Origin of the sequence: Caballeronia sp. dw_19, assembly GCF_018449515.1 — a bacterium.
Lineage (GTDB): Bacteria > Pseudomonadota > Gammaproteobacteria > Burkholderiales > Burkholderiaceae > Caballeronia.
This window is the reverse complement of record NZ_JAAVUQ010000050.1, coordinates 1-26085: the sequence shown is the minus strand read 5'-3', so window position 1 is coordinate 26085 and position 26085 is coordinate 1. Positions and strand designations below refer to the sequence as shown.

Below are 26085 nucleotides of genomic sequence, written 5' to 3'. Positions count from 1 at the left end.
CCGTGGTCGTTTCTGTTCGGAAGAACCGGTGCCGGTGAAGATGCATCCATGCGGATCACGCCTTGACAGCCGCTTGCTGTTCCGGAGACGGCCGCAAAGCCGCACGGCGCTGCCGCCACGCTTGCAACTGGCTATCGGTCAGCACGCCGAGGACGATGACGCCGCCCATGACGGCAAAGTTCAACGACGACGGAATCCCTAACAGATTGACAAGGTTTTGCAGGATCTGCAGCAGCACCGCGCCCAGTGCAATGCCGAGTATCGACCCTTCGCCGCCGCGCAGCGAGCATCCGCCCAGCACTGCCGCCGCGATGGCGTAGAGCTCGTAGAACGTGCCATGCGACGCCGGCGCGACGGAGCGCGTGTACATCGCGAAGTAGACCGACGAGATGCCCGCCAGCCCCGAACAAATCACGTACGACGCAATGATCACCGCGCGCGTGTTGATGCCCGAATAACGCGCGGCTTCTTCGTTTTTTCCGACTGCGAAAAGGTATCGGCCAAAGACTGACTTGTGCAGTACAACTGCCATAATCGCGGCAATCACAACGAACGCGATGAAGCTGTTAGGCACACCCCAGATATGTCCCGTCGTGATCCACTCAAGCGTGGGGAACGACTGGCCGAAATCGAACCCTGCGGTGCCGTCGTCGGTGTAGTAGCGCGCTGCGCCGCGGTAGATCAACAAGCCACACAGCGTCACGACGAACGGCTGCATGCGCAGCTTCGTCACGAGGAATCCGTGAATCAGCCCGATCACGAGACCCGCGATCACCATCAAGGCAGAAGCGACAAGCCAGTTCACGCCATCGGTGGAGAGAAGCGTCATGAAGATGACACCGAGCAGCGCGAACACTGAACCGATGGACAAGTCGATACCGCCGGTGATGATGACAAAGCCCTCACCAATTGCGAACAGTCCGAATAGTCCGATGAGGTTAGCTGTGTTCGAGAGGTTCGCGGGGGAAATGAAGCGCGGGTTGATGATCGCCACGATAGTACCGACCACCAGAATGAGCACCAGCAGGCCCAGATCTTTTTTCAGCATGATGTCTGCCTGTTCAATGGGATGCTTGTAACGTGGAGGAGGCCTCGGCGGCCTGAGCCGCTTCGCCGGCAACTTCGCCGACAGCAAGATGCATGATGTTGTTTTCGCTGAGCGCGTCGCGCTCGAGCGTCCCGGCGATCGCCCCCTCGTGCATGACCGCCACGCGGTCGCTTACACCGATCACTTCTTCCATGTCACTCGATATCATCAGGATCGCGACGCCGCGGTCGGCAAGTTTGCGCATCAGCGTGTAGATCTCGCTTTTTGAACCGGCATCGACACCGCGGGTCGGTTCATCGAAGATGATGACCTTGGGCTGCATGCACAGCCACTTGCCAAGCACCACCTTTTGCTGATTGCCGCCGGAAAGCGCGCCCGCGCGTACGTCTACTGAAGGCGTCTTGATGTGCAGCGACTGTTGCTGCTCACGCGCCACCCGGTCCACTCTTCCTGTATCGACAAGATTGGCCCGCGACACGGAGGGTAAGCTTGCCAGCACGATGTTTTCCGCGATGCTGCTGTCGAGGATCAGCCCGGCATGCTTGCGGTCTTCGGGAATCAGGTAGATACCCAGCCTGATGGCATCGCGCGGCGAGCGGATCAGCACCGGCTTGCCGTCAAGCCGCATTGCACCGGCAGCCGGGCGGTCGATGCCGAAAATCGCACGGGCAAGTTCCGTGCGTCCTGACCCGATCAAACCCGCGAGGCCGAGAATCTCGCCGCCGCGCAACGCAAGGCTCACGCGCTCGGCCGGATAGGCGGGCGTCGCAAACGCGTCGAGTTCCAGCACGGGCGCAAGCGGCAAGGTGGCGGGCGGGGTGTACAACGTGTTGAGACTGCGCCCGATCATCAGCCGGATCATCGCGTCGTGCCGGATATCCGCGCGCGCGAGGCTGCCCACGAGCGCGCCATCACGCAGCGCCACCACGCGATCCGCGCACCGCTCGATCTCCGAGAGCCTGTGTGTAATAAAGATGATCGCCACGCCGCTCTTCTTCAGATCCCCGACGATATCGAGCAAGCGGGACGTTTCCGACGTCGTGAGACTCGACGTTGGTTCGTCCATGATGATGAGCCTGGCGTCGAGTGACAGCGCCTTCACGATCTCGAGCATCTGACATTGCGCAATCGACAGATCCGCAACCGGTGTAGTTGCCTTGAAATCACAGCCAAGCCGTTTGAGCAGCGGTGTCACGCGCGCGTGCAAGGTCTTGTTGTCGACCAGGCGCAAGAAGCCGCCACGACGCGGTTCACGCCCGATAAAAACATTGGCCGCCACGTCCAGGTTCTCGAACAGGTTGAGTTCCTGGTGCACGAACGCAATGCCCGCGCCGAGCGACTGCTGCACGCTCAGCGCGGTATGCTCACGCCCTTCGATTGCAATCGTGCCGCTCGTCGGCGCGATCACGCCGCCGAGCACTTTCATCAAGGTCGACTTGCCCGCGCCGTTCTCCCCAATCAGACCCACCACTTCGCCAGCGTCGATATGAAAGCTCACGCCCTTCAACGCCTGCACAGCACCGTAGGTCTTGCTGATCGAAGTCAGCGATAACAGCGGCTCGCTTGTCACCTCGTCATTCACTTCTTCATCCACGTCTTCACCTGTTCGATGAAACCGTCCACGTTGGATTTGTCGATGATTTGCGTCGGCACGATGATCATGTGGTCCTTGGGAATGAACGACCTGTCGCCTTCAACGTACCGCGCCATGTATTTCATCCCAAGGTAGCCCCACTGGTAAGGCTGCTGCACGACGGTTCCGGCTACGACGCCCTGCTTGATGCCATTCAGCGTGCCCTGATCGTTATCGAAGCCAACGACTGCCACCTGCCCCGCGCGTCCCGACTGCTGCAGCGCCAGCGTGATTTGCGGCGTGTTGTAGGCGAAAATGCCGATCATGCAGTTCACATCCTTGCGTGCCGTCAGGATGTCTGCGGCGTTGCTCTGCGCGCGCGCCTGGTCCATTTCGTCAGAGCGCACGCTGTCTATCGTGATCTTGGTGTTCTTCAGGCCTTCCTTCATGCCCTTCATACGCTGCACGGCGAGGTCGGCGCCCGGCAAACCGGCGAACGCCACGCACTTGCCGCCATTCGGCATGGCTTTTGCCAGGATTTGCGCAGCCTGCTTGCCTGCATCGAAATTGCTCGAGCCCAGATAGAAGGCGCGTTTGGTGTCGGGCGCGTCGCCATCGGTTGTCGCCAGCAGGGTTTGCCCCGCGACCTTGTTCAGTTCTTCCGTCTGGGTCTTCGGGTCCACTGAACTGATGATGATGCCAGCCGCGCCGTTCGCAACGAGGTCATCCAGCAAGCGGTTCTGAACTGCTGCGGACGATTGTTCCGGATACTTCATTTCCAGCGTGTAATTAGGCAATTCAGACTGGGCCTTGCGCATTCCGGCTTCGGCCAGCTTCCAGAAATCGACTGCGCCGTTGGCGACAAAATAGAGGTGCTTTTTATCGGCGGCATGCGCCGTCGTCGATACAGCGGAGACCAACAGTGCAGCGCTCAGCGCGGCGATGGACCACTTACGGGACATGACTATCTCCTGTCATCCCTCTGAACGAGGGAAACATATGTTGTTGTCGATTGAAGCCGAAAATACTGCGGTATTGAGAATTCGGTGAAACGTGCGCTTCGTGTTCTTATGAGTTGAATGCGCCTCCATCGGCGAGCAAGGCTTGCGCGTTAACGTAAGAAGACTCGTCCGACGCCAGGAACACGAAGAGCGGCGCAATCTCAGTGGGCTTTCCCTGCCGGCCAAGCGGCACGAAGGTCGCGACCTTGTCGTCCTGCGTGGCACGCCCGCCCATGAATCCGACGATCGGATCGTTGAACGCTGTATCGACCCAGCCCGGACAAATCGTGTTCACGCGAATCTTCGATGGCGCCAGTTCGAGCGCAAGCGTAGTGCCGAATGCGATCACCGCGCCCTTGGACGCCGAATACACAGTAAGCCCTGGTTGGCCGCGTTTACCCGCAAGCGACGCCGTATTGATGATCGAGCCGCCTCCAGCCCGGCGCAAATGCGGGACCGCATACTTCGCGCCGAAGAACAGCCCTCGGACGTTCACGGCGAAGACCCGGTCGAATGCTGCTGCGTCGAGATTCGTGATGTCTCCCGAGGTCATCACGCCGGCGTTTTGCGCCAGCACGTCCAGGCCACCGAGCCACGATGCGCCAGCATCAATGAAGGCCGCGACACTCTGCTCTTGCGTGACGTCCACGGCGATGAATTTCACGTGCGCGCCGAACTCCGCTGCTACTTCGGCACCGCGAACCGCATCGATATCGCCAATGACTACCTTCGCGCCCTCTTCGAGAAACGCAACGACCGCCGCTTTCCCAATGTTGTCGATCGCACCCGTGATGATGATGCGCTTGCCGCTCAGCCGCTGTTTCACGCGCGTGTCTCCTTTGTTATGAGCTAAAAATCTCTCGCCGGCGTGTTCCCCGGCGCATCTAGCGAACCTGGACTACGCGGCGTGCGTCGCGAAATTCCTGAGCAAACTGGTCCGTCGCGACAAGTCTCGTTTTCTTTAACTAGATTGTCAATGATCTTGTTGATGTATGATCCAGATAGTCGAATTGATGACAATCGCGTGATGCGGCGACGCGGGCGCTTAGAATCATGGACGTCGCGCCTGGCCTGTTGCCAGCTTGTTATCAGACAGTTTCTTTCAAAATTCTTAACGAGAACGCGGTTTTAAAATGACAGACACGATGACGCGAAAGCCATCGACGAATCAAGTTCAGGAGATCGTGAAAGCGCTCGAGGAGCAGATCGTGCTTGGCTGGCTGATGCCGCGCCAGCGCTTGCTGGAGGAGAAGCTGAGTGCTCACTTCGATTGCAAGAAGCACGTGATTCGGGAAGCGATCTTCGAGCTGGAGCGCATGGGGCTGGTCGAACACATCGCGAATAAAGGCGCGACTGTGCGCCTGTTGAGCCCGCAGGAAATCACCCAGATTTATTCCGTGCGCGAAGCACTGGAAATGCTTGCCGCACAGCAAATTCTCCTGCCCGGTTCGCCAGAATTCGTAGAGGAACTAACGCGGATTCAGACTGAACACACTGAGGCCGTGGAAGCTAAGGATCATCGCGCGGCGTTTCACGCGAACATGGCATTTCACGAATGTCTGTTCTCCGCTTGCGGCAACCCTTATCTGGCAGAGATGATCCGCAACTCAGCCCACAAAGTGCATGGCGCACGCTTCTATACTTCGGCGAGCGAGCCGCATTTGCGGAATGCGCGCGACGAGCACTGGGCCATGATTCGCGCTATAGAGAGCGGCAGCCGTGAGAGTCTCGTGACATTGTGCAAAAGCCACATCGGGCCATCGCTGCACGCTTATTTGGATGCAGTACGTGGATTGTTCGAAACAACGCATGTAAACACACGCTGACAGAGATCAACGTCCCGCAGGTTATGCAGCTTGAATGACGACTGGGAGACGTCCATGGACAAACGTACGGTCTTTCGATCACGCTCCTCGCTTATACGGTCCCCGACCAGTTATTCGCAGCAGTACCGTCGGCTGAGGTCGACCCGCCATAGCCAAGACTCTTGGAAATATCTTCAACTGTAGGAGCAGACTGATACCTTGGCGGGTCTTCGATTAAAAGTCAAACAGGACAAGCGCTTGGCGATCTCGCAACCCATAAGAGCATCTTAGTTGGAACGGATGTCTTCGAATCGCATAGTTATCCTATGCGATTTCTGGACCAAGCAGCTTAAACAGGCATGCATTCACTGCTCGCCCAATTCGGCATCAAAGCGTTAGTAGGCAATGTCTCGTCCACCATTTTCTTCGAGGGCGTTCTGGGAGGCTCGTTCCATCGTCGGGTAACCGGTCAGCGTTTTATGGTGTCGAGTAACTTGCCTTCGTTGGAGGACGGTTGTCAGCCCGATCAGAAAGAAAGCCGGTCTGCGCGAGAAGGCGGGGAAATAGCGACGGTATGGAACGTCGAGCAGCATAGTATTCGCTGCGCCCCCCGTTCAAGCTTTACATGCACAATATTCGCGTGCTCGACGCCGAACGATTACGCAATGTCTGGACAACCCCGCGCAGGGCCAATAGCTAGCGGCCACTACTCGTCGGAAGCACCTTTACCCAAAGGCACATAGAGTCTCAGCCAAGCGTACGTGTCCAGCAGTCCATCAAGCGCCGCCCTGACGGCATCGGCGATCGCTTTTGAGAGCGTGAGGAATTCGCCCCGTCGCGCGACGAGGAAAATCGAACGCAGAGAATTACCTTTATCGATGGGAACGAGGGTTATCGCGTCGGCAAACCGGGTTCCTGTCTGCATCAGGCGTTGGCGTCGTAATGGCCCATCCAAAACCCTGCGCCACGAGTAGCGTCATGGTATCGGCATGATCGACCTCGAGCTTTCGCTGCGCGTCAAACTCGTAAAATGGCTTGCACGCACGAAGATGATAATCGCGCGGGCCAATGCAAGGAACGGCAAGATAACCTGTACGCAATGCGACGCAATCGTCCAGGCGCGTATGGAACTCGCGGAGGGGCAGAGCATGGTGCCGCGCTGATCGTCGATCCGTTGGAGGACTCGTGTGGCACGTCGATCAACATGAACATCAACGAAGTGCTTACCAATCGCGCTCTTCAGTTGATGGGGTATCGCCCCGGCGATTACGAGTTCCTTCACCCGCTCGATCACGTCAATTACGCCCAGTCCACCAGCGACGTGCTGCTCACCACAGCCAAACTGGCCTTGCGCGAGGAAGCAGGCCAGTTGCGAACCGTCATCGACCAACTGGCAGCTTCACTGCGCGACAAGCAAGCCAGCTTCGAAGGCATCCTGCGAATCGGCCGAACCTGTTTGCAAGATGCTTTGCCGATGAAACTTGGTCAGGCGTTCGGCGGCTATGCGTCGCTGGCGCAACGGATGACGGCGTTACTCGACGCACACGTTCCGGTCCTGAGCACGATTGCGCTCGGCGCCACTGCGGTTGGCACCGGTCTCGGGACTTACGACGGCTACCGGCATGCGGTGACGACTGCGCTATCAGAACTGGTCGGCGAGCCGCTTACGCCCGCAATCGACCTCTTCGACGCAGTGCAAAACATGGATAAATTCGCCGCGCTTTCGTCGACTGCAAAAACGGCCACGCTTGCACTCGCCAAAGTTGCAAACGATCTCGTGCTGCTTAGTTCCGGCCCGCGCGGCGGAATCGGCGAGCTTCGTCTCGCGCCGCAACTGGCTGGCTCGTCGACGATGCCGGGAAAGGTCAATTCGGTCCACGCGATGGGACTCACGCAGATCGCGTACTTCGTGGCTAGTGCGGATCAGCGTCATGCTCGCAGCCGCCAACGAACAACTGGAGAGCAACAACTCTACATGCCTCTCATTGCGGTGTCGCTGTTCAAGGCGATAGGTGCAGCGACGCGGGCGATATCGATGTTCGACACGCATTGTGTGCGGCCTATCATTGCCGACGCGGAAGCGAGCGAGCACAACCTGCTCGAGTCGACTGCGATTGCCCCGGCGTTGAAGGATGCAATCGGCTACGAACGCACGGCGGCGCTGGTTGCGAAGGCGGTCGAGTCGGGCCGGCCGCTGATCGAGATAGTGGAAGCCGAAAGCGTGATGACTCGAAAGGACATGCTAGCCTTGTTGCACCTGAGCAGCGTCGGCCCCAGTACGATATGAAGGCGATTTCGGCATTCGCCTCGCACTTAACGACCGGTATCTTCGAGATGATGTCGAAACCGTGCGTAGGATGCTTCTATTGCATCGCGGCTAAGACCCTCTGCAATGAAGACAAGCCGCGAGCAGCGTTGGGAAGCTTCGTCTGCCTGAGGCCACGCTTGCAGGTGCAGCACGGGATGAACGAGATGCTGGACCGCGTGCAGCACGGCCGGACGATCCGAATCCGCAATGTCGAGCAGTCCTTTCACGCGCAAAATCTTGCCACCGTGACGGTTGAGGAGCAGCGTGAACCATAGTGTGAAGACCTGCCAGTCGAGAGGCGTATCAATTTGCATGCAGAAAGAGTGAATCGACGACGCTTGTTCGCCGCGATGCGCAAGCGGACCGCCATTGACCGCCGCATGGCGGCGCACCCTGCCCATCCGCATGACCAGATCGGTCGAACTCGCCGAGGCAAACAGCGCGTCGAGCAGCGCGCGTCCACTATGTCCGTCAATGCCTTGCGCGTGCGAGGCATTGCCGCGGACCAGGATCTGCGCGGTTGGGTTGAGCGCCGTGAGCACGACCGCCAGATCCGTCAGGGTGGTTTGATCGACGAGATCCGGCTTGCTGATCAGCAGGCGGTCGGCAGCAGTCACCTGCGCGAGCCATTCAGGATAGCGTGCATGCTGCTCGCGCGCGTTCACTGCGTCCACCACCGTGATGGTCGCGTTCAGTGCGTAGTGACTGCGGATCACAGGATCGCCAAGCAACGTAGCGATGATCGGCGCGGGAGTCGCAAGTCCCGTCGTCTCCAGCACGACTCGCGAGAACGCCGGCGTCTTACCGCGTGCACGCTGTGAAAAAAGCGTCGCGAGCGCGTCTTTCAACTCGCCGCGAATCGAACAGCAGACGCAACCGTTGTCAAGCAGCACGGTGCGTGCATCCACCTCCCCGATCAAGAGATGATCCAGCCCGACGTCGCCGAATTCGTTGACGAGAACGGCGGTATCGCGGGCGGCGTCACCCTGCAGAACGTCGGCGAGCAATGTCGATTTACCGCTGCCGAGGAAACCGGTCACAAGGGTAAGCGGCAAGATCTCGTAGGCGAGGCTCATGGCGCCGCCGCTTCGTCTGTAAAAAGAGTCAGTGGGTCAAGTGGCCGGCCAAGCATGCGCTCAGCCACGCGCCAGACCTGCGAGAAGTCGTTGACCATCTCGCTTGCACCCGTCGGCGAAGTCAGCACGAACGACCGCCCGTGGAAGTCATCAAGTTTCAGCCGGAACGGCATCAGCACTCGATTGGCGAGCGCCGCTTGAATCAACCGCTGCCGACGAGGGTTCGCGCCCGCCAGGGGCGCGGTGGCGTTCGACCAGTGGTTACCTCCGCCAAGCAGCCCGCACATGCCGCACATGCTTGCCTCACTCCTGAAGGTTCGTGAACTTGAACTGTTGGATCACGGAGCTGCCGGGATGGGCGCCCAGCGTCTTGCCGAAATAACGTCCCGCCGGACTCCGGCAGACGCTCTTCGATGGATAGGTTCAGTGCCTTATTTGCTGCGCGGGAAACGGGCGAGGAAGTCATCGGCAATTTCGTCGCAAGTGCAAAACCGCACACCCTGGTGCGAGCGGAAATACCCTATCAGGCGTTCGAGCATCAGCAGCACTTGCGGACGGCCAGAGACATCCGGATGAATCGTGATCGGGAACACGGCATAGTCGTCGTGTTCCCGATACACCCAGTCGAACTGATCGCGCCACATCTGTTCGATGTCGCGCGGGTTCACAAAGCCATGACTGTTTGGCGACTTCTTGATGAACATCATTGGCGGCAGGTCGTCCAGATACCAATTCGCGGGGATCTCGACCAGATCCGTTTCCTGACCGCGCACGAGCGGCTTCATCCATGCGTTCGGATGCTTGCTGTAATCGATCTTGGCCCACGCATCGCCCACTCGTACGTAGTACGGGTGAAAGTCATTGTGCATCAGGCTGTGATCGTACTTGATGCCCTTCTTGACCAGCAGCTCGTTCGACACAGAGCTGAATTCCCACCATGGCGCAACGTAGCCGGCCGGGCGCCGGCCCGACAACTGCGTCACCAGTTCAATGCTGCGGTCGAGCACCGCCTCTTCCTGCTCCGGTGTCATTGCGATCGGGTTTTCATGGCTATAGCCGTGAATGCCGATCTCGTGCCCGGCGTCGGCCACGGCCTTCATTTGCTCGGGAAACGTTTCAATCGAATGGCCCGGGATAAACCACGTTGTCTTGATCTTTTCGCGCTCGAAGAGTTTCAGCAGGCGCATCGAGCCGACTTCGCCCGCGAACAAACCGCGGGAAATGTCGTCGGGCGAATCCTCGCCGCCATATGAACCGAGCCAGCCAGCCACGGCGTCGACGTCAATACCAAATGTCACCAGGATTTCCTTCGCCATCGTTTTTCTCCATCGTTTGAATGGGATACGGTTGCCGCTTATCTGCAAGCATGTTGCGACAGCGCCGCGTCGACTGCGGTGGCGATACGCAGCAGCGCATCGTCGTCGCCCTGCGTGCGCATGAGCTGCACGCTGGTCGGCAGACCGTCCGTGTCGGAACCCGATGGCAGGGCAATCGCGGGGGTATCGAGGAAACTGCCGGGCATAGTCATGCTGAGCGTCTGCAGATTGACGCGCGCGAACAGCTCGGGATCGGCTTCGAGAGGCTCAAGCAGCGGTGCGACGTGCGGCGTAGTCGGCATCACGAGCGTGGCGCCCGCAAGGTCTTTCGCGAACTCGGCGATCAACGCAGTGCGCCGCGCAAGAAGATGCCCGAGGCGCTCCGGCGGCGCAGCGCGGTTCGCTTCGAGGCGCGTGCGCACACGCTGATCGATACGCGCTGCATCGGGCGAATCGAGCAGCGCGCGATGCACCAGGAACGCTTCGAGGCCACCGAGCCAGCCCTGCTCGCGCATCAGGTCGCTGAAGTTTGATAACGTGGCGAGCGGCCTGCGTTCAATGATGGCGCCCGCCTCTTGCAGCCTCGCGACGAAGCGCTCGAAGTTCGCGGCGACCGGTGCCGTGACGAAATAACGTTCCGGCAATCCTGGATCGACTATGAAGCGCGTTCCCGGCATTATGGCTTCTTCAGGCAATACAAAGTCTATGCCACGAATGACGGCGTCGAAAGCCACGCAGTCGGCCACGTTGGTGGCGAGCGGTCCGCACGTATCGAGCGTAGCCGATAACGCGGCCATGCCCTCGCGCGAATAGCGCGCAACGCTCGCGCGAAAACCGGTAAGGCCGTTGAACGCCGATGGCACCCGAATCGAACCACCGGTATCGGTGCCGACCGCGATCGGCACGATGCCGGTTGCCACCGCGACCGCCGCGCCCGACGACGATCCGCCTGGCGCGCGGCGACCGTTGTCGACACCGGGGTTGGTCGCGGTGCCGAAATGCGGATTGAGTCCGAGCCCTGAAAACGCAAACTCGCTCAAGCCGGTCTTGCCGATGCATACCATGCCGGCGCGAGCGCCTGCGCTGACGAGCGATGCATCGGCGCGAGCCGCCTGCCGCGCGGCGAAGACGGCCGAACCCGCTGTGGTTACGGTTCCCGTGACATCGAACAGGTCTTTCCACGCGAGCGGCACGCCATCGAGCAGACTGAGCGGCCGGCCTTCACGCCATCGCCTCGCCGATTGCTCGGCTTGCTTGATCGCGCGTTCAGGCGTGGTTGTGAGAAACACAGCGGGTGCAGCCGCCGCTTTCGATAATGCCGCCTCGGCAATCTCGACAGGGTTTGATTTGCCGGAGGCAAATGCGCGCGACAGCGCGACAGCAGACGTGCGGGAGTCAGGCATGGGAGGGCGTTCCAGTCTCGTGAGGGATAACTGTAGGTCGTCAACGAATTTCTTTCTCGATTGGACAAGGCTAAAAAGACCGCGGATAAAAGGCAGATTCATCCGCATCTGGATCATGAAAAGAGAATCCAATAAGGATGCGAGCGCCAGCTATCTGGCATGCCGGCGCATACGCATCGAGGTTTCCCGCCGGGCGGGTCGACGCGGCGAAACGCTGAGCGCCGCCAACGCCTTATCGCTTGAAGATTGCTTCCAGATCGACTTCGTCATCGACGACATCGAGATTCAGCGCCCCTTCAATGTGATCAAGATGATCGAGCATGAGTTTCGCGGCCGCGTCTGCATCGCCGTCTGCGATCGCCTCAACGATGACCGTATGCTCGTCCGCCCGGCAACTGACGCTGATAGGCGCGTTGTACAACAAAATGACAAGGCACGTCAGCGTGGAAAGCTCACGCAGGCTGCGGGTGTAAGAAGAGTTTCCCGCAAGCGCCGCCGCGAGGTTGTGAAACTCGCCCGAGAGCCGGATGATTGCGCGCTTGTCACCGCGCGCGCGCGCATCCATTTCGCGGCGTAGATGTTCGCGCAACTGGGCGAGCTTCTCCGGCGTGATGTCGCGCGTCAGCCGATACATGACTGCAGGCTCGATCAGGCGGCGCGCCTCGAAAACATCCCGCGCCTGATCCACCGACGGCTTTGCCACGAACCATCCTTTCTTCGGATAAAGCTCGACGATCTGTTCGTAAGCAAGGCGGCTCAGTGCATCGCGGACTCTTGCCCGCGTAGCCCCGAAAATAGCGGCGAGCCGCTCTTCCGCCAGCTTCGTGCCAGGCACAAGGCGGTGCTCAAGCAATGCGACATAGATCTGCTCGTAAATCTCTTCGCTGCTGTTGTCGCCGTCGCGGGTCTTGCGGGGCTTCGATAACTTGGTTTCGCTAACGGTTTTTAGCATGTGCTGCGTCTGAATGGATTTGAGTTGCACGTCCGGTCTACATGTCGATGCGCCGGCGTACCTGTGGCGTCGCACTGCCCTAACGTGTATGCGGATGTTCCTTGATCCAGTGCCGCGCAATGTCGATACGGCGCGCGATCCACACGTCATCATGTTTCATGACGTGGTCGATAAACCGCTCCAATCCCGCCGCGCGCCCCGGATGCCCGATGAGCCGCATATGCAGGCCGACGGACATCATTCTTGGCTGCGTTGCACCCTCACGGTACAGCATGTCGAACGTGTCGCGCATGAACTCGAACCACTGGTTTCCGGTACCTACAGAGCCGGCATACTGGCCGTCATTCGTAGTCAGCGAATAGGGTATCACCAAATGCGGCTTGCCCTGGACGTTCTTCCAGAATGGCAGCTCGTCGCCGTAATAATCGGAGTCGTAGAGAAAGCCGCCCTCTTCCACAAGTAACTTGCGCGTATTTACAGACGGCGAGTAACGGCAGTACCAGCCATATGGACGCTCGCCCGTTGTGCGCGCCAGTGATTCGATAGCCAGCCGGATGTGCTCGCGCTCCACTTCCTCGCTCAAGCCGTAATGCCTGATCCATCGCCAGCCGTGACTGCACACGTCGAACCCCGACGCGCGGATCGCCGCAGCGGCTTGAGGATTACGTTCGAGCGCGAGCGCGCAGCCATAGACGGTGAGCGTCAGGCCTCGATCCTGAAAAATACGCATGAGACGCCAGAACCCCACACGGCTGCCGTATTCGAACAAGCCTTCCGCCGCAAGGTCGCGGCCGGACACGCCCGAGTCAAGGCCATCCGATTCGGTGAACCATGTCTCCGTCGCATTCTCGCCATCGGCAATCGAAGGCTCCGAGCCTTCCTCATAATTCATTACGAAGTTGATTGCGATGCGTGCCTTGCCGGGCCAGTTTGGATTCGGCGGATTCGCGCCATAACCAATGAAATCGCGGTCGAGATCCATGTGGATTCTCTCCTGTAGCTGACGTTTAAATACGCTCAGAGCATCACATCGCCGCCATTGGGCGACAGAGTTTGTCCGATGAAATAAGCCCCGCCCGTCTGCGACGCAAGCAGCAATGCAGTCGGCGCGATTTCATCGGCCTGGCCAAAGCGGCCCGCAGGCAGTTCGCCGAATTTGATGGCGCACCACTCGTCGCTGAATCCGGCGAGCATCGCGGTTTCCACCGGACCTGGTGCGATTGCGTTGACCGTCACGCCATGCGGTGCGCCTTCGTATGACAGCGCGCGTGTAAAACCGACCACGCCTGCTTTCGATGCGCAATAGTGGCTCATGTCGTGCGTGCCTTTGTAGGCAAGCTGCGATGCAATGTTGATCACGCGGCCGTATTTGCGCGCGACCATTTCGCCGAAGAACTGCTTCGTCACGAGAAAGGTGCCACGCAGGTTGACGGCCATCATACGGTCCCATTGCTCTATCGACAGATCCACGAACGGCGTCTCGCCGCTAATGCCGGCCGCGTTCACGAGAATGTCAACGGGGCCAAGATGGTCGCGGCTCCATGCACCGAGCGACGTGACCGAGTCAGCATCGGTCACGTCGCACTCTGTAACGAGCACGTCCGCGCCGCTTGCCACGAGTCCGGACGCAAGCGCATTCGCGCCTTGCGGATCGGCGCAGTGCGAGATGCCGACCTTCGCACCTTGTGCCGCGAAGAGCTGCACGATTGCACGGCCAATCCCGCTGTTACCGCCGGTCACGAGCGCGGTCTTGCCGCGAAGGGAGAATGATTCCACGCTGAAACTCCTTCAAACAAGGGCTAATCGTTCTTGGACAGCCAGTCCGCGTAGGCGCGGATGCCTGCTTCAATGTCATGGCGCGGTCGATAGCCAAGGTCCGCTGCCGCTGCGGAGATATCGAAGCGTTCTTGCAGTTCATCAAGCGGATCGGGACCAGGCGCCAGTTGGATATCAGCGCAGGGCAGTATGCGGCGCACGACTCCGGCGACCTCGCCGAGCGTCAGGCGGCTATCGCCTGTAATGTTGTATGTACGGCGAGGCAGCTTTGGTGCGTCAATTGCGGAGATCAACCCGGCGGCGGCGTCTTCCACGTAAATGTACTGCCGATAGAAATCCTCACCAAAGGGAACGCGCGTGGGACGTTGCGCCATTGCATCGGTCAGCATGGTGCGAATCATGCAATCGGTCGTGCGGCGAGGGCCATATACCCACGAGAGCCGCAAGCTCACACCGTCAACACCGAATTGCTGCGCATATGCCGCCACCAGTTGCTCGCTCGCAACCTTGCTCGCGGCGTAGAGACTGGCCGGCGCCATCACAACGTCCTCTTTCACCGGCGCGGGCGGGGTATTTCCGTAAGCACTGGTCGACGAGCAGAACACGAAACGCCGCGCGCCATGAACCCGGGCCAGTTCCAGCATGTTCGCCGTGCCGACAATGTTGACCTGTACCATCGCCACTGGGTTGTCGCGCGCCACCATCGGGCCTGAATAGGCGCCGCAATGGATCACATCCGACAGCCCGTCCAGTGCCAGCGCATGCAATCTGTGAACATTGCCGAGATCGCACTCCGTCACCGTGATGTCGCCAATATCAACGCCGCCTACCCGGTCGATTGCGATGACCTCGTCGCCACGCGCGCGCAATTGGCGGCACACGGCATGACCCACCAGTCCGGCCGCGCCGGTGACCATGATTCTCTGCGGGAAGCTCATTGTTTTTCTCCTGCGACGTCGAGATGATGAACGCTCCTGGCGACTTCCTCGATAGGAAGTTCCGCCTGCAGCAGCTTTCTCGTGTACTCCTCGACTGGCCGGTTGAAGACTGTCTCGGCTTCGCCTGTCTCGATGATCTTGCCGTTGCGCATCACCGCGACATAATGCGCGAGCGAGCGAACCGAGTTCAGGTCGTGCGTGATGAACAGCGCGGACAAGCCCATCTCGGCCTGGAGATTGCGCACCAGCTCGATGATCTGCGCACGCACGCGAATATCGAGCGCGGTCGTGCATTCGTCGAAGACCACGAAGTCCGGATTCGCGGCGAGCGCCCGCGCAATACCCACGCGCTTCTGCTCGCCGGCGGTCAATTCATGCGGATATGCGTACGCGCGCTTGCGCGACAGATTGACGAGATCGAGCAGCTCCAGAATCCGCGCGTCACGATCGCCGCGTGAAAGCCTTGGTGCAAGCACGAGCGGTTCAGAGATGAGATCGCGAACCTGCCAGCGCGGATTGAGCGACACATAGGGCTCCTGGAACACCATCTGCATGCGGCGCCGCACGGCGCGGAATTCACGCTCCGTCATGTCAAGCATATTCTTGCCATCGAAGCGAATCACGCCCGAATCCGCATTGAGCAAACGCAGCAGGCATTGCCCGGTAGTCGTCTTGCCCGAGCCGCTTTCGCCCACCAGTGCGAGCGTCTCGCCCTGTGCGATGGAAAACGAAACGTCATCGATAGCGCGTACGACCGCATGGCTGCGCTCCGAAACGAAGGTTTTCACGAGATGCTCGACCTCGAGCAACGGACGCCGCTTGATTGTTATCTCCTGCTCGCCGCTGCTTGCCCGCCCGGTGGAATCGAACAAGGCGGGACGCACTTTTGCGGCATCCAGCAACTCACGGCTGTACGGGCGCGCCGGCGCCTTCAGAAAGTCTCCGACGGGGGCGAGTTCGATCAGCTTGCCGTCCCTCATGATGCCGACTCGATCACAATAATTCGCCACGACACCGAGATCGTGAGTCACGAGCAATACGCCAAGGCCCAAATCCTTGCCTTTCTGCACCAGCAGGTCGAGTACTTGCAGTTGAATGGTCGCGTCGAGGCCGAGAGTGGCGTCGTCGGCGAGCAGGATCTTCGGCTGCGCGATCAGTGCCATCGCGATCACCACGCGCTGTGCCATCCCGCCCGACAACTCGTGCGGATAGGAATGCGCGCGGCCCTCCGGATTGACAATGCCAACCTGCCTGAACAAATCGATTGCTTCCTGCCACGCCGCTTTCCTGCCAATTCGCTTGTGTACTCTCAGCACGCGCACGAGCTGCGCGCCGACCGTTTCGACAGGATCAAGCAGCATCTTCGCGTTGGTGCCGATGAGTGCGACATCGCCGCCGCGATAGCGCCGCTTCTCGCGAGCGCGCATGTCGAATACGGACTGCCGATTAAACGATATGCGTCCGCTCGCGATACGGCCGCCCTCCGGCAGCAAATCGATGATCGATCGCGCGAGGATTGACTTGCCGGCGCCCGTCTCGCCCACGATCCCGAGTATCTCGCCCCGACGCAGCGAAAAGCTGACTGCGTCGAGCACGCGCCGCCCGGGCGCATTGTCGAAGCAAACCGACAGGTCTTCGACCTCAAGCAAAACCTGATCCGTGTGCGCGTTCATTGCTCGCCCCGCGACGTGGGTTCAGCCAGACGCTTTACAGCATCGCCGAGAATGGCGAATGTCAGCACCGAGATGATGATGGCGAGACCCGGAAAAAGAGCTGCCCACCACACGCCTAGGATCATTTGCTGCGCGCCGTTGGCGACCATCAGGCCCCACTCCGGTGTAGGCATGCGCACGCCCGCCCCGACGAACGACAGCCCGGCTGTCAGCAAGATCGCCATGCCGATGCTGATCGACACCTGCACGATGGCCGGCGTCATTGCGTTGGGCAGGATGTGACGGAACATGATGGCGACGTTGGTCGCCCCGCTGCAACGTGCCGCGCTGATGAACGGCCGGTCGCGCAACGACAGCACCTCCGCGCGGATCAGCCGGGCGAACATCGGAATGAACAGCACCGCCAGTACGATCGCGACATTCCAGATTTCCTGTCCCATGACCGAAACGAGCGCCATGCCAAGAACGAACACAGGGAACGACTGTATGAAGTCGAAGATGCGCATGACCAGGGTGCTAAGGAGGTTCTTGTAGAAGCCGGTCAACAGCCCGATGGGCACGCCGACGACAAACGCGATCACCACGGCCGTCACACTGATGAGCAGGTTGATCCGCGTGGCGTAGATGACGCGCGAGAGGATGTCCATGCCCGATACGTCAGTGCCGAACCAGTAGTGCCACGAAGGCGGCTTGAGGATGTTCATGGGATCGGCGTCGACTGGAGAATGCGGCGCGATCAGCGGCGCAAACACAACGAGCACGATCTGAAGCGCGAGCAGCGACAAGCCGAACATGAGCGTTGCGCTCATTCGTGAGCCTCGGTAATCAGCCATGGATTTCATATTTCGATCCTCGGATCGGCGAGGCCGTACAGCACGTCGACGGCGGTGTACACCACTAGGATGAAGGCCGCCGCGACCAGCACAAATCCTTGCAACGCCGGGTAGTCGCTATTCATCACGGCCTGCACCGCATACTGTCCCAGGCCGCCCCACGCAAAAATGGTCTCGACCAGCACGGCCGCTCCAAGCAGAAAGCCAAACAGGAAACCAATCATGGTGATGATGGGCGGCAAACTGTTGCGCAATGCACTCAACACCAGCGTGCGCTCCGATAGACCCGATGCGCGCGCGTGACGAATGAACTCGCTTTTGTATATATCGGCGAACGTGGATTGCGTCATTTTCATCAGGCCGCCCGCGTTGACAATGGTGAGCGTAAGGACCGGCAACAACAGATGCGACACCGAAGAACGAAACGCGGTCCAGTTACCCGCGATCACGCTGTCGATTGTGAAAAACCCGGTGACGGCAGGCGGCGCCGTGATGAACGAATCGATCCGTCCGAATGGCGCGGGCGCGACGCCCGCCAGATGGAATAACGTAAATATCAGCAGCAGTCCGACCCAGAAATCAGGGATTGCGCCCGCTGCCAGTCCGTAAATCCGGCTGCCCCGATCGACCCAACCTCCCTTGCGGACCACCGACGTCACCGCGATGCCCACGCCCAAGATCACAGTGAAGATCATTGAATAGGTGATCAGTTCAAGCGTGGCGGGCACGCGTTGCATCAAGTCGACTGTGACGGGGTTCGATGTAAACATCGAGGTGCCCAGATCGCCGTGAAGCAAAGCCTTGATGTAGCTGCCAAATTGTGACCAGATCGTGCCATTGAGATTCAGACGCTCGCGCAACGCCGCGATGGCTTCGGGCGTCGCCATGTTGCCGAGCATCAGCAACGCCGGGTCTCCCGGCAGCATGCGAATGAGCAGGAATGTCGCGAACATCACGCCGAACATTTGCGGAATCAGGACGCCGATCCGCGCGATCACAATGCGAATCGAACGGGGAATCGATCGCCAGGCAGAAAATAGAACCATCGCACAACTCCTCGAACCAGGGTTACGCGGGTGCGAACAGCTAGTTCATTCGCACCCCTTTACATCAGTTTTTGGAAAAGTCGTACCAGGTGTTGCCGTTTGTCGTATTCCAGCTATAACCCTTTACGTTCGCGCGTGTCGCGAGCTGGTAACCAGGGTTTATCAGGAACACCCAAGGCGCCTGTTCCATTACAAGTTGCTGCACGCGTTCCATCGACGTCTTGCGTTTTGCTTCGTCGGTCATGGAGAGGCTGTCGTTGATCAGCTTGTCTACTTCCGCGTTCTTGTAGTGCGAATAGTTGATCAGCGACGCGCTGTTGAGCCACAGGTTCGTCACATAAGCGGCATCCGGCACGATCGCCATGTCGCGAAAGAAGTACATCGGAATCGTGCCCTTCGAGTAGCGCTCCACCAGCGTGGACGCCGGCAGCTTCTGCAACTCGACATCCACTCCGATCTTCGAAAACGCCGTCTTGAGAATGACAGCCAGCTCCTCTTCCGTCTGGTCACCGGTTGGATAGCCGAGTTGCGTCTTGAAGCCTTTCTCAAGTCCAGCCTCCTTCAGGAGCGCGCGGGCCTTATCGAGATTCTCGGAGTAGTTGTAGTACTTGTCGGTGTATGCCGGATAAATCTCGGACACGGGGCTCTTGGTGAGGCGCGCCGTGCCGTAGAACACGGATTTCAGGATCTGGTCGCGTGGCACCGCGTAGTTCAGCGCCTGCCTGACTTTCTCATTGTTGAACGGCGCGGCGGCGTTGTTCATCTCCACGCGCTGGATGTAGTTACCGTACACCTTCCAGACTTTCACACCCGGCATCTGCCCGAGCGTGGCCTGCTCCCTTGGCGCAAGCCATTCCGCCACGTCGACGGCGCCGGCCTGGAGTGCAGCAAGACGATTCGCCGACGTTGGCATCTCGCGGAAAATGATGCGAGTCAGTTTCGGCGCACCGCGATAATAATTCGCGTTGCTTTCATAGACAACCTCCTGGCCCGGCGCATATTTCGTGACCTGATATGGCGCGAACGAAGCGGAATGGCTGGAGAGCCAGCGTGAGGCCCACGGATCATCCGGCGTGACGTGCTTCTTGATCTCCACCGAATCTATAATGCCAAGATCGTTGTTCACCCATAGGCGTTCGATCAGCGGCGACGGCCCCGGCAAGGTAACCTTCACAGTCTGGTCGTCGATTTTCTTGAACGCCGCATTAAAGTCCGTGATCTTCAGCACCTGCGTCATGTACCAGCGAAACGTGGCCTTAAGGTTCCAGCCGCGCTCGAAGGTCCACATGACGTCGTCGGCGGTTAGCGTATTGCCCGCGTAGCTTTTTACGCCCTTGCGCAAATGGAATGTAATCGAACTCTTGTCGGGTGAGGTTTCCCAGCTTTCTGCCAGCGCGCCCTTGAGCTTGTCGAAGTTCTCGACCATCACGCCGTTTTCTCCGGGCTTCATTTCATATGACAACAGCCGCTCATAGATATTGCGGCGCGCTTCGTGACTTGCTTCCGTGGGTGGATATTCCTGATCCAGTGATTCCGGCGTGCGCGGCCCCGCGACAAGCAGCATCGAATTGTTGTCCTGTGCAAACACCGGCGCCGAGCCAGCGCCAATGGACAAAACCGCTGCCGCTAACAGCACGCGTCCGGCGTGCGCGGACCTTATCCGGGCCTGCGCTGACACGCGGGCGCTGTCAAACAGTTTAGACATGACACACTCCTGGATTCGATGAGATGGAATAACGCAGTGCTATTTTTAAAGTAATTCGGACACCAAAATTTATGGCCAAGTGAAGCACTTTAATAGCCGTCAGCTTGCAGCCTTATCGCACGCCGCCGCTCGCCGGCCGGCGCGCAACCATGGTCGGCAGTCCGCGCGGAAGAAAACGTCCGCGACCCGGTGCCGCGAGAAATTGCTTTCCGTCCCATACCACGTCGCCGCGGGCGATCGTATAAGCCGGCCACGCGCCAAGGGTGCGGCCTTCATACGGCGTGTAATCGACGGCATGGTGCAGCATCGAATTCGTGAGCAGCACGCTGCGTTCTTCCCAGATCACAAGGTCGGCGTCCGAACCAATTGCAATCGTCCCTTTTCGCGGGTGCAATCCATAGGTCTTCGCAGGATTCGTGGCGGTCAGCTCTACAAAGCGGTTGACCGAAATCCGGCCGGTCAGCACGCCTTCCGAATACAACAGCGGCAGGCGGGTTTCGATACCCGGTATGCCGTTTGGAATGTAGGGAAACGCGACCTCGCGGCCCCTTGGCTTCTTGCCCTGGTCGTCATCGAATGAAAACGGCGCGTGATCCGAAGAAAAAACAGTGAAGGTGCCGTCAGCCAGTGCTGCCCAGATTGCCTGCTGACTGGCGGCGTCGCGCGGAGGCGGGCTGCACACGCATTTCGCCCCTTCATAACTGTCGTCAATACCGAGATCTTCGGCTGTAAGCAAAAGATATTGCGGGCAAGTCTCCGACAATACCTTCAACCCGCGAGCACGCGCCCACTGAATCTGCTCGACCGCCTCGCGCCCGGAAACATGGACAAGAAGCATGGGGACATCAACCAGTTCCGCAAGGCTGATCGCCCGATGCGTGGCCTCACGTTCAACCAGCATGGGCCGCGACGCCGCGTGATAGCGCGGCGCGGTCAGCCCGAAGTCGAGAAGGCTCTCGGTCAGCCAGGCGATGCATTCGGTGTTTTCCGCATGAATCATTGCCATGGCGCCATGCGTTCGCGCAAGCGCAAGCAGTCGCAGGATCTGGCCGTCGTTCAATTTCATGTCGTCGTAGGTCATGTAGATCTTGAACGACGAATACCCTTCTGCAATAAGCGCCGGCAATTCCGTTGCCATGACTTCTGGGGTGGGATCGGTCACGATAAGGTGGAAACCGTAATCCACACTCGCACGGCCATTTGCCCGTTCGTGGTAATCGTCGATCGCCGCGCGCAACGAGCCCCCTTTTTGCTGCGCGGCGAATGGAATCACGGTGGTCGTGCCGCCACAAGCGGCCGAACGGGTGCCGGATTCAAAATCGTCCGACATTTTCGCTGGCGGCGCGATGGGCTGGTCGAGGTGGCAATGCGCATCGATCCCGCCCGGCGTGGTAGTGCGGCCTCGTGCGTCGATTTCGCGTGCTCCTGTCGACAAGCGCACGCCCATCTGGACGATCCGGCCGCCGATCACGCCGATATCCGACATGAAGGTGTCACTGGCTGTTGTCACCTTTGCATTACGGATCACCAGGTCAAACTCTGCGCTCATTGATACTCCGGCGAAAAAAGTTGTTGTCGACAAGTTGGCGTTAATATATCTCTTCAAAATAATAGGTCAACAGAACATTTTGTTTTCTTAATTGTGAAAAATATGACGATTCTTGTCGACAACAGATGCGCTGACCTTCCATTCTCTCCCCGCTTACGATACTTGTGTTGCTGTGAAAGACCGCGGAAATCCGACACGTTCCGCCCCGAGTCGGACGCTGACGAAGGCTGGTTTATCGGGGTGGCAGAATGTCTGAGGCTTGGAGATCAACCTGATCTCGCAGAACGTGGACGGCTTATCGCAACGGGAGGGGAAAATTCGAAGGAAAGATGGCAGCGCATTCCCGCCATTTGCCTGATCTACTTTGCATCGGTTGCAAGCAGCAGCGCATTTACGGCTTGAGGGGATTCGGTCCGTTTTATTTCAACGGTCAGTGGTACATGCGTGCGATGGCTAAGTCTCCGACACGCCGAGTCATCGAGCGCGTCTCGCGAGCACGAGCTCAGCCCCGTGTTGTAAAGCGTTTGTGCGCAGAGGCCGCAAGGGAGGATTGCTGCCTCACTCGGAATGTCCGATCATCCTGCGCCCCAGTTGCCGTTCCGCATAACGGCGAGTGCCGCGACCGTACTACATGCAAAATAGAGTCACCCAGCCATGAACGCCGAACTCGGGCTGCCCAGGCTGATTTGGAAGAATATTCGTCTCCTGAATTGCCGCGAGGTCGATACCTCAACATCGGAACACCGGCATTACCGCGCAACCTGGACCTTATCCCAGGCTTGCCGAAGCACCTCGTCCGGGTCGACTTCAGGACGCACGAACATTTCCGGCTGGAGACGCGTCTCGATCATCGACAGATGGACGTGCATGCTCTTGACTGCACGCGCGGTATCACCGTCAACGAGGGCATCGACGATGTCACCATGCTCGTCGCACGAGCATGGTGACGCAGCGCCAGGCTCCGCAACGAAAAATACCCAACATAATGATGCGGCTCACCAGTTCCTCCAGTTCGCGCGTAACGAACGGATTCGCGCAGAACGCCGCCAGCAAGTGGTGAAAACGGCTTGATAATTGGATGGACAATGCGCGGTCGCCGTGTGGCGGATGGCCTCGATCTCGCGCGCGCTGTGGGCCCGCAACTGTTCGATCTGCGCGGGCGTCAGCCGTCCAGCAAGCCTTGAGGCGACCCCGCCTTCAATGATCCTTCGCGCCTCGTAGATTTCCCTCGCCTGCGAGACGCGGTTCTGGTGCAAATAGCAGAAATAGTTGAGGAAGTTGATTTCGAGAGGATAGCTTATTGAAATCTGGCAGCAGCATGCGGTTTTCGGACTTCGCCTACGACTTGCGCGCTTTGGTGGCGCGGCAAACGCTGCCGGGCTACGTCCTGGGCATCGAACGGATGCCAGGCGATCGGACCGAGCTATTGACCTTCCGGCCCGTGCCGTTCACGGCACGGGGATAACTGTGGGACAACCGGTGGACGGGTTCGTTCTATCAGGAGTACGAATCGCCCGAAAAGCCAATAACGGCGCGGGTTTCGACGCCCCTTAACTTACCTAACTTAAATTCTCTAACTTTTAGTAGAAGCGCGCCGTTTCGGTGGACAACTGCCGAAAGGCAAAAAACACAGCAACCCCGAAAGCAAAAACAATCCCGGCTTTCAGGACAAAAGCAGGCTGGCTTTCCAGATCGGAGGGCCGCGCCATGATCGTTGCCTTGCTCAATCAGAAAGGCGGCGTAGGCAAGACCACGCTCGCCACGCACATCGCGGGCGAACTGGCGATGCGCGGGCAATCGGTCGTCCCGCTGGATGCCGATCCGCAGGGTTCATCGCTGGACTGGACGCAGCGCAGAAGTCAGCAAGGTCTGCCCAGGCTATTCAGTGCCGTAGGCCTGGCACGCGAGACGCTGCACCAGGAGGCTCCAGAACTCGCAAGGCGGGCCGATCACGTCATCATCGACGGACCACCTCGTATCGCCGCCTTGGCACGCTCCGCGCTGCTGGCGGCCGAGCGTGTACTGATCCCGGTGCAGCCCAGTCCCTACGACCTGCGGGCCAGTGCCGAGATGGTGGCGTTGATCCGCGAGGCGCAGGTGTTTCGACCTGCGCTACGCGCGGCCTTCGTCATCAACCGGCGCGTCAGCACCACCATCATCGGCCGGGAGGCGCGGCAGTCACTTGCCGAACAGCCGCTGCCTGCGCTGCGTTCGGAAGTGCATCAGCGCATCGTTTTTGCCGACAGCGTAGCCGCCGGCCGGCTCGCCCGCGAGACGGCGCCCGACAGCGCTGCCGCGCGCGAGATCGCCGCGCTCACCGATGAACTGCTGCGGTGGCCGACATGACGAGCACGCGCGGCAAACGCATCGGCATCGGCGCGCGTCCGCCGGCGAATCCCCACGCCGAGGCTTGGATTCGCCAGGGTGACGCCGATGCTTTGCAAAAGGGCGACCTCTACACCGCGCGCCTGACCCTCGACATCACGCCCGCGATGCGGGCGCGCATCAAGGTGTCTGCCTTCACGCGTGGCGTGACGGTGGCCGAACTGCTGCGCGCACTGCTGGAACGCGAGTTTCCGGAGAACTCCCAATGAACGTACAACCTTCGGCTGCCACGGCTGCCACAACCAACACAAATCCGACTTCGCTCGCGATGCTCGCCAGACGGGCCGGCACCGTACCGTTGACCCGCGTATCGCTCGCCTATGTCGAGCGGCGCATCGACATCTATCTGCGCTTCGGCGAACCGTCACGCATCGTCCGGCTTGACCACTGGCGCCGTGTCGCGATGTTCTTGGCGGGGGCAGTGTTTTGCCGCATCCGGTGGCAGGCCAATGACTACGGCACGATCCGTTGGGAACTCATGGTGATGCAGGCTTGCACGTCGCTCGATGCGGCGCAGCGCATCCCCGGCGTGCTGCCAGGCGCGCGGTTGCTGCTGCACGCCGAGGGCGAGCCTGCCGTCCGTGCCGTGTTTGTGCCGCTCGACGCCATCGAAGCGCTGGGCATCGCGCCAGCCGACGTGTCGCCCGCGTACTGGCGCACGCTCGGCAACCGGGTCGCTGCGCTTGCCGCTACCGGAATACACCGCCGAGCGACATGCGGCTTGGCTGGCCGGGAGGGCGTTGCCATAACGACGCTTTCCACATCCAGCATCGCACCGTATCCTCGCTCGCGCCTGCGCGCTCGCATCGTGCTGACGGGCTTCGCCGCTACCGGCCTCGCTGCGCTGGTCTGGGCCGCGTTCGTGTCGCCGCTGCCGCGTCTGACCTACAACCCGTCCGACAGTGTGGCGGTCGCCTGGTATCGCATTGAACCGTTCGCCCATCGAGTCGCCTCGCTGCCACGTCCGTTGTCCGTGGACAGCATCGTGCTTGTCCCACTGCCGGCCGAAGCTGCCGCACTCGCTGCGCAGCGCGGTTATCTACCGACGCGCGTTCCGCTTCTCAAGCGAGTGGGCGCCGTATCACCGCAGGAGGTGTGCATCGCTGGCGGTATCGTTCGCATCGACGGCGTGCCTGCGGCCACCGTGCTGCCGCCGACCGGCTGGGCCGCCCGCTGCCATCCTGGCAGCAATGCCGCCGCCTTGAACTTGGCGAACTGTTCCTGTTGAGCGTGACCAACCCGGCGTCATTCGACAGCCGCTACTTCGGACCGATTGCTGCATCCACCGTGATCGGTGTTGCACATCCGGTCTGGCTGGAGGCACGTCCATGATGGCCGCCGATTCGCTGCACGTTTCCGTGCATCTCATCGTGCCATCGGGCGTGTCGTTCCGCTGGTCGTCACGGTGCCGTCGCGCGTGCAGTGCGTGCGCATCCGCGCCGCACTTCGCGCAACATCCGGCGCCGCCTTCCCATGTGCAGGCGTCTTGCCTCGAACGAGCCCGGCCTGTGGCCGTGGCCGCGTTCGCCGGCGGCCTGACTGCGGGCAGCGCAGCACCGCCGGGACGCCGAGGCCCGGAGCGAAAGCGAAGGCAAAGGCGGAAGGCAAGATAAAAGGTCGCGGCACTCGGCCGCTTGAAAACCTTGTCTGCACGTGGGGGTGGCGCGGCACGCGCTAGTGGTGTGCGTCAAACGGATG

The 26085-nt window shown here is 59.9% G+C and carries 23 protein-coding genes and 3 pseudogenes; 8 read left to right on the top strand and 18 right to left on the bottom strand.

Annotated features, from left to right (window positions below; translation table 11 throughout):
- Positions 1-55 precede the first annotated feature (55 nt).
- The 4 genes from HB376_RS36510 to HB376_RS36495 all read right to left on the bottom strand — a co-directional run bounded on the left by HB376_RS36510 (position 56) and on the right by HB376_RS36495 (position 4448).
- Positions 56-1048, bottom strand: coding sequence for an ABC transporter permease (locus tag HB376_RS36510; protein ID WP_213768560.1), 993 nt, complete (start codon positions 1046-1048; stop codon positions 56-58).
- 13 nt (positions 1049-1061) lie between these two features.
- Positions 1062-2642: a sugar ABC transporter ATP-binding protein gene (locus tag HB376_RS36505; RefSeq protein ID WP_213768559.1), complete on the bottom strand. Its 1581-nt coding sequence runs from the start codon at positions 2640-2642 to the stop codon at positions 1062-1064.
- Positions 2627-3583 (bottom strand): sugar-binding protein, encoded by a 957-nt coding sequence (locus HB376_RS36500; RefSeq protein ID WP_213768558.1) that lies wholly within the window; start codon positions 3581-3583, stop codon positions 2627-2629. Before HB376_RS36500 ends, HB376_RS36505 begins: the two co-directional genes overlap by 16 nt.
- Before the next feature lie 106 nt (positions 3584-3689).
- Positions 3690-4448 (bottom strand): glucose 1-dehydrogenase, encoded by a 759-nt coding sequence (locus HB376_RS36495; protein WP_213768557.1) that lies wholly within the window; start codon positions 4446-4448, stop codon positions 3690-3692.
- 358 nt (positions 4449-4806) lie between these two features.
- Here HB376_RS36495 and HB376_RS36490 point away from each other — a divergent pair, with 358 nt between their 5' ends.
- Together HB376_RS36490 and HB376_RS36485 are read left to right on the top strand one after the other, a co-directional pair.
- Positions 4807-5448 carry a GntR family transcriptional regulator gene (locus HB376_RS36490; protein WP_213768556.1) on the top strand — a complete coding sequence of 214 codons (642 nt, stop codon included), beginning with the start codon at positions 4807-4809 and terminating at the stop codon, positions 5446-5448.
- A 1078-nt stretch (positions 5449-6526) separates the two neighbouring features.
- A complete protein-coding gene (locus HB376_RS36485) occupies positions 6527-7714 on the top strand; it encodes a lyase family protein (protein WP_213768555.1) in 1188 nt (395 codons plus the stop codon).
- Positions 7715-7740: 26 nt separating this feature from the next.
- On the opposite strand, the gene HB376_RS36480 is transcribed toward HB376_RS36485, so the two are convergent.
- The 13 genes from HB376_RS36480 to hydA form a co-directional block, all read right to left on the bottom strand.
- Positions 7741-8811, bottom strand: a complete 1071-nt coding sequence (locus HB376_RS36480; protein WP_213768554.1) for a GTP-binding protein — start codon at positions 8809-8811, stop codon at positions 7741-7743.
- Complete coding sequence (locus HB376_RS36475; protein ID WP_213768553.1) at positions 8808-9107, bottom strand: hypothetical protein; 300 nt, start codon at positions 9105-9107, stop codon at positions 8808-8810. Before HB376_RS36475 ends, HB376_RS36480 begins: the two co-directional genes overlap by 4 nt.
- Before the next feature lie 135 nt (positions 9108-9242).
- Positions 9243-10127, bottom strand: coding sequence for a polysaccharide deacetylase (locus tag HB376_RS36470; protein WP_213768552.1), 885 nt, complete (start codon positions 10125-10127; stop codon positions 9243-9245).
- Positions 10128-10165: 38 nt separating this feature from the next.
- Positions 10166-11530: an amidase gene (locus HB376_RS36465; RefSeq protein ID WP_213768551.1), complete on the bottom strand. Its 1365-nt coding sequence runs from the start codon at positions 11528-11530 to the stop codon at positions 10166-10168.
- A gap of 232 nt (positions 11531-11762) precedes the next feature.
- Positions 11763-12482, bottom strand: a complete 720-nt coding sequence (locus tag HB376_RS36460; RefSeq protein ID WP_213768550.1) for a GntR family transcriptional regulator — start codon at positions 12480-12482, stop codon at positions 11763-11765.
- Positions 12483-12561: 79 nt separating this feature from the next.
- Positions 12562-13464 carry an allantoinase PuuE gene (locus HB376_RS36455; protein ID WP_213768549.1) on the bottom strand — a complete coding sequence of 301 codons (903 nt, stop codon included), beginning with the start codon at positions 13462-13464 and terminating at the stop codon, positions 12562-12564.
- A 35-nt stretch (positions 13465-13499) separates the two neighbouring features.
- A complete protein-coding gene (locus tag HB376_RS36450; RefSeq protein ID WP_213768548.1) occupies positions 13500-14258 on the bottom strand; it encodes a 3-oxoacyl-ACP reductase family protein in 759 nt (252 codons plus the stop codon).
- Between the two features lie 23 nt (positions 14259-14281).
- Entirely contained in the window at positions 14282-15196 is a 915-nt protein-coding gene (locus HB376_RS36445) for an NAD(P)-dependent oxidoreductase (protein WP_255631774.1), read from the bottom strand.
- On the bottom strand, positions 15193-16869 hold the full coding sequence (locus HB376_RS36440; protein ID WP_213768547.1) for an ABC transporter ATP-binding protein: 1677 nt from the start codon (positions 16867-16869) through the stop codon (positions 15193-15195). The genes HB376_RS36445 and HB376_RS36440 overlap by 4 nt, the downstream gene beginning before the upstream one ends.
- Complete coding sequence (locus HB376_RS36435; protein ID WP_213768546.1) at positions 16866-17678, bottom strand: ABC transporter permease; 813 nt, start codon at positions 17676-17678, stop codon at positions 16866-16868. The genes HB376_RS36440 and HB376_RS36435 overlap by 4 nt, the downstream gene beginning before the upstream one ends.
- Positions 17679-17707: 29 nt before the next feature.
- A complete protein-coding gene (locus HB376_RS36430) occupies positions 17708-18748 on the bottom strand; it encodes an ABC transporter permease (RefSeq protein ID WP_213768545.1) in 1041 nt (346 codons plus the stop codon).
- A gap of 64 nt (positions 18749-18812) precedes the next feature.
- Complete coding sequence (locus HB376_RS36425) at positions 18813-20453, bottom strand: ABC transporter substrate-binding protein (protein WP_213768544.1); 1641 nt, start codon at positions 20451-20453, stop codon at positions 18813-18815.
- Positions 20454-20565: 112 nt separating this feature from the next.
- Positions 20566-22002, bottom strand: a complete 1437-nt coding sequence (gene hydA, locus HB376_RS36420) for a dihydropyrimidinase (protein ID WP_213768543.1) — start codon at positions 22000-22002, stop codon at positions 20566-20568.
- A gap of 779 nt (positions 22003-22781) precedes the next feature.
- On the opposite strand from hydA, the gene HB376_RS41470 reads away from it, so the two are divergent.
- Together HB376_RS41470 and HB376_RS36405 are read left to right on the top strand one after the other, a co-directional pair.
- Positions 22782-22949 carry a hypothetical protein gene (locus HB376_RS41470; protein ID WP_255631773.1) on the top strand — a complete coding sequence of 56 codons (168 nt, stop codon included), beginning with the start codon at positions 22782-22784 and terminating at the stop codon, positions 22947-22949.
- 356 nt (positions 22950-23305) lie between these two features.
- Positions 23306-23467, top strand: a pseudogene (locus tag HB376_RS36405) (RepA replication protein); the annotation flags it as partial.
- A 115-nt stretch (positions 23468-23582) separates the two neighbouring features.
- Here the strand turns inward: HB376_RS36405 and HB376_RS41465 are convergent.
- Positions 23583-23711: a hypothetical protein gene (locus HB376_RS41465; RefSeq protein ID WP_255631772.1), complete on the bottom strand. Its 129-nt coding sequence runs from the start codon at positions 23709-23711 to the stop codon at positions 23583-23585.
- Here HB376_RS41465 and parA point away from each other — a divergent pair.
- The 4 genes and pseudogenes from parA to HB376_RS36385 all read left to right on the top strand — a co-directional run bounded on the left by parA (position 23710) and on the right by HB376_RS36385 (position 25719).
- Positions 23710-24348 (top strand): ParA family partition ATPase, encoded by a 639-nt coding sequence (gene parA / locus HB376_RS36400; RefSeq protein ID WP_213768541.1) that lies wholly within the window; start codon positions 23710-23712, stop codon positions 24346-24348. The two genes, HB376_RS41465 and parA, sit on opposite strands and share 2 nt — an antisense overlap.
- Entirely contained in the window at positions 24345-24596 is a 252-nt protein-coding gene (locus HB376_RS36395) for a chromosome partitioning protein ParB (protein ID WP_213768540.1), read from the top strand. The genes parA and HB376_RS36395 overlap by 4 nt, the downstream gene beginning before the upstream one ends.
- 59 nt (positions 24597-24655) lie before the next feature.
- Positions 24656-25136, top strand: a pseudogene (locus tag HB376_RS36390) (DUF2840 domain-containing protein).
- Positions 25133-25719, top strand: a pseudogene (locus HB376_RS36385) (S26 family signal peptidase). Before HB376_RS36390 ends, HB376_RS36385 begins: the two co-directional pseudogenes overlap by 4 nt.
- Positions 25720-26085 lie beyond the last annotated feature (366 nt).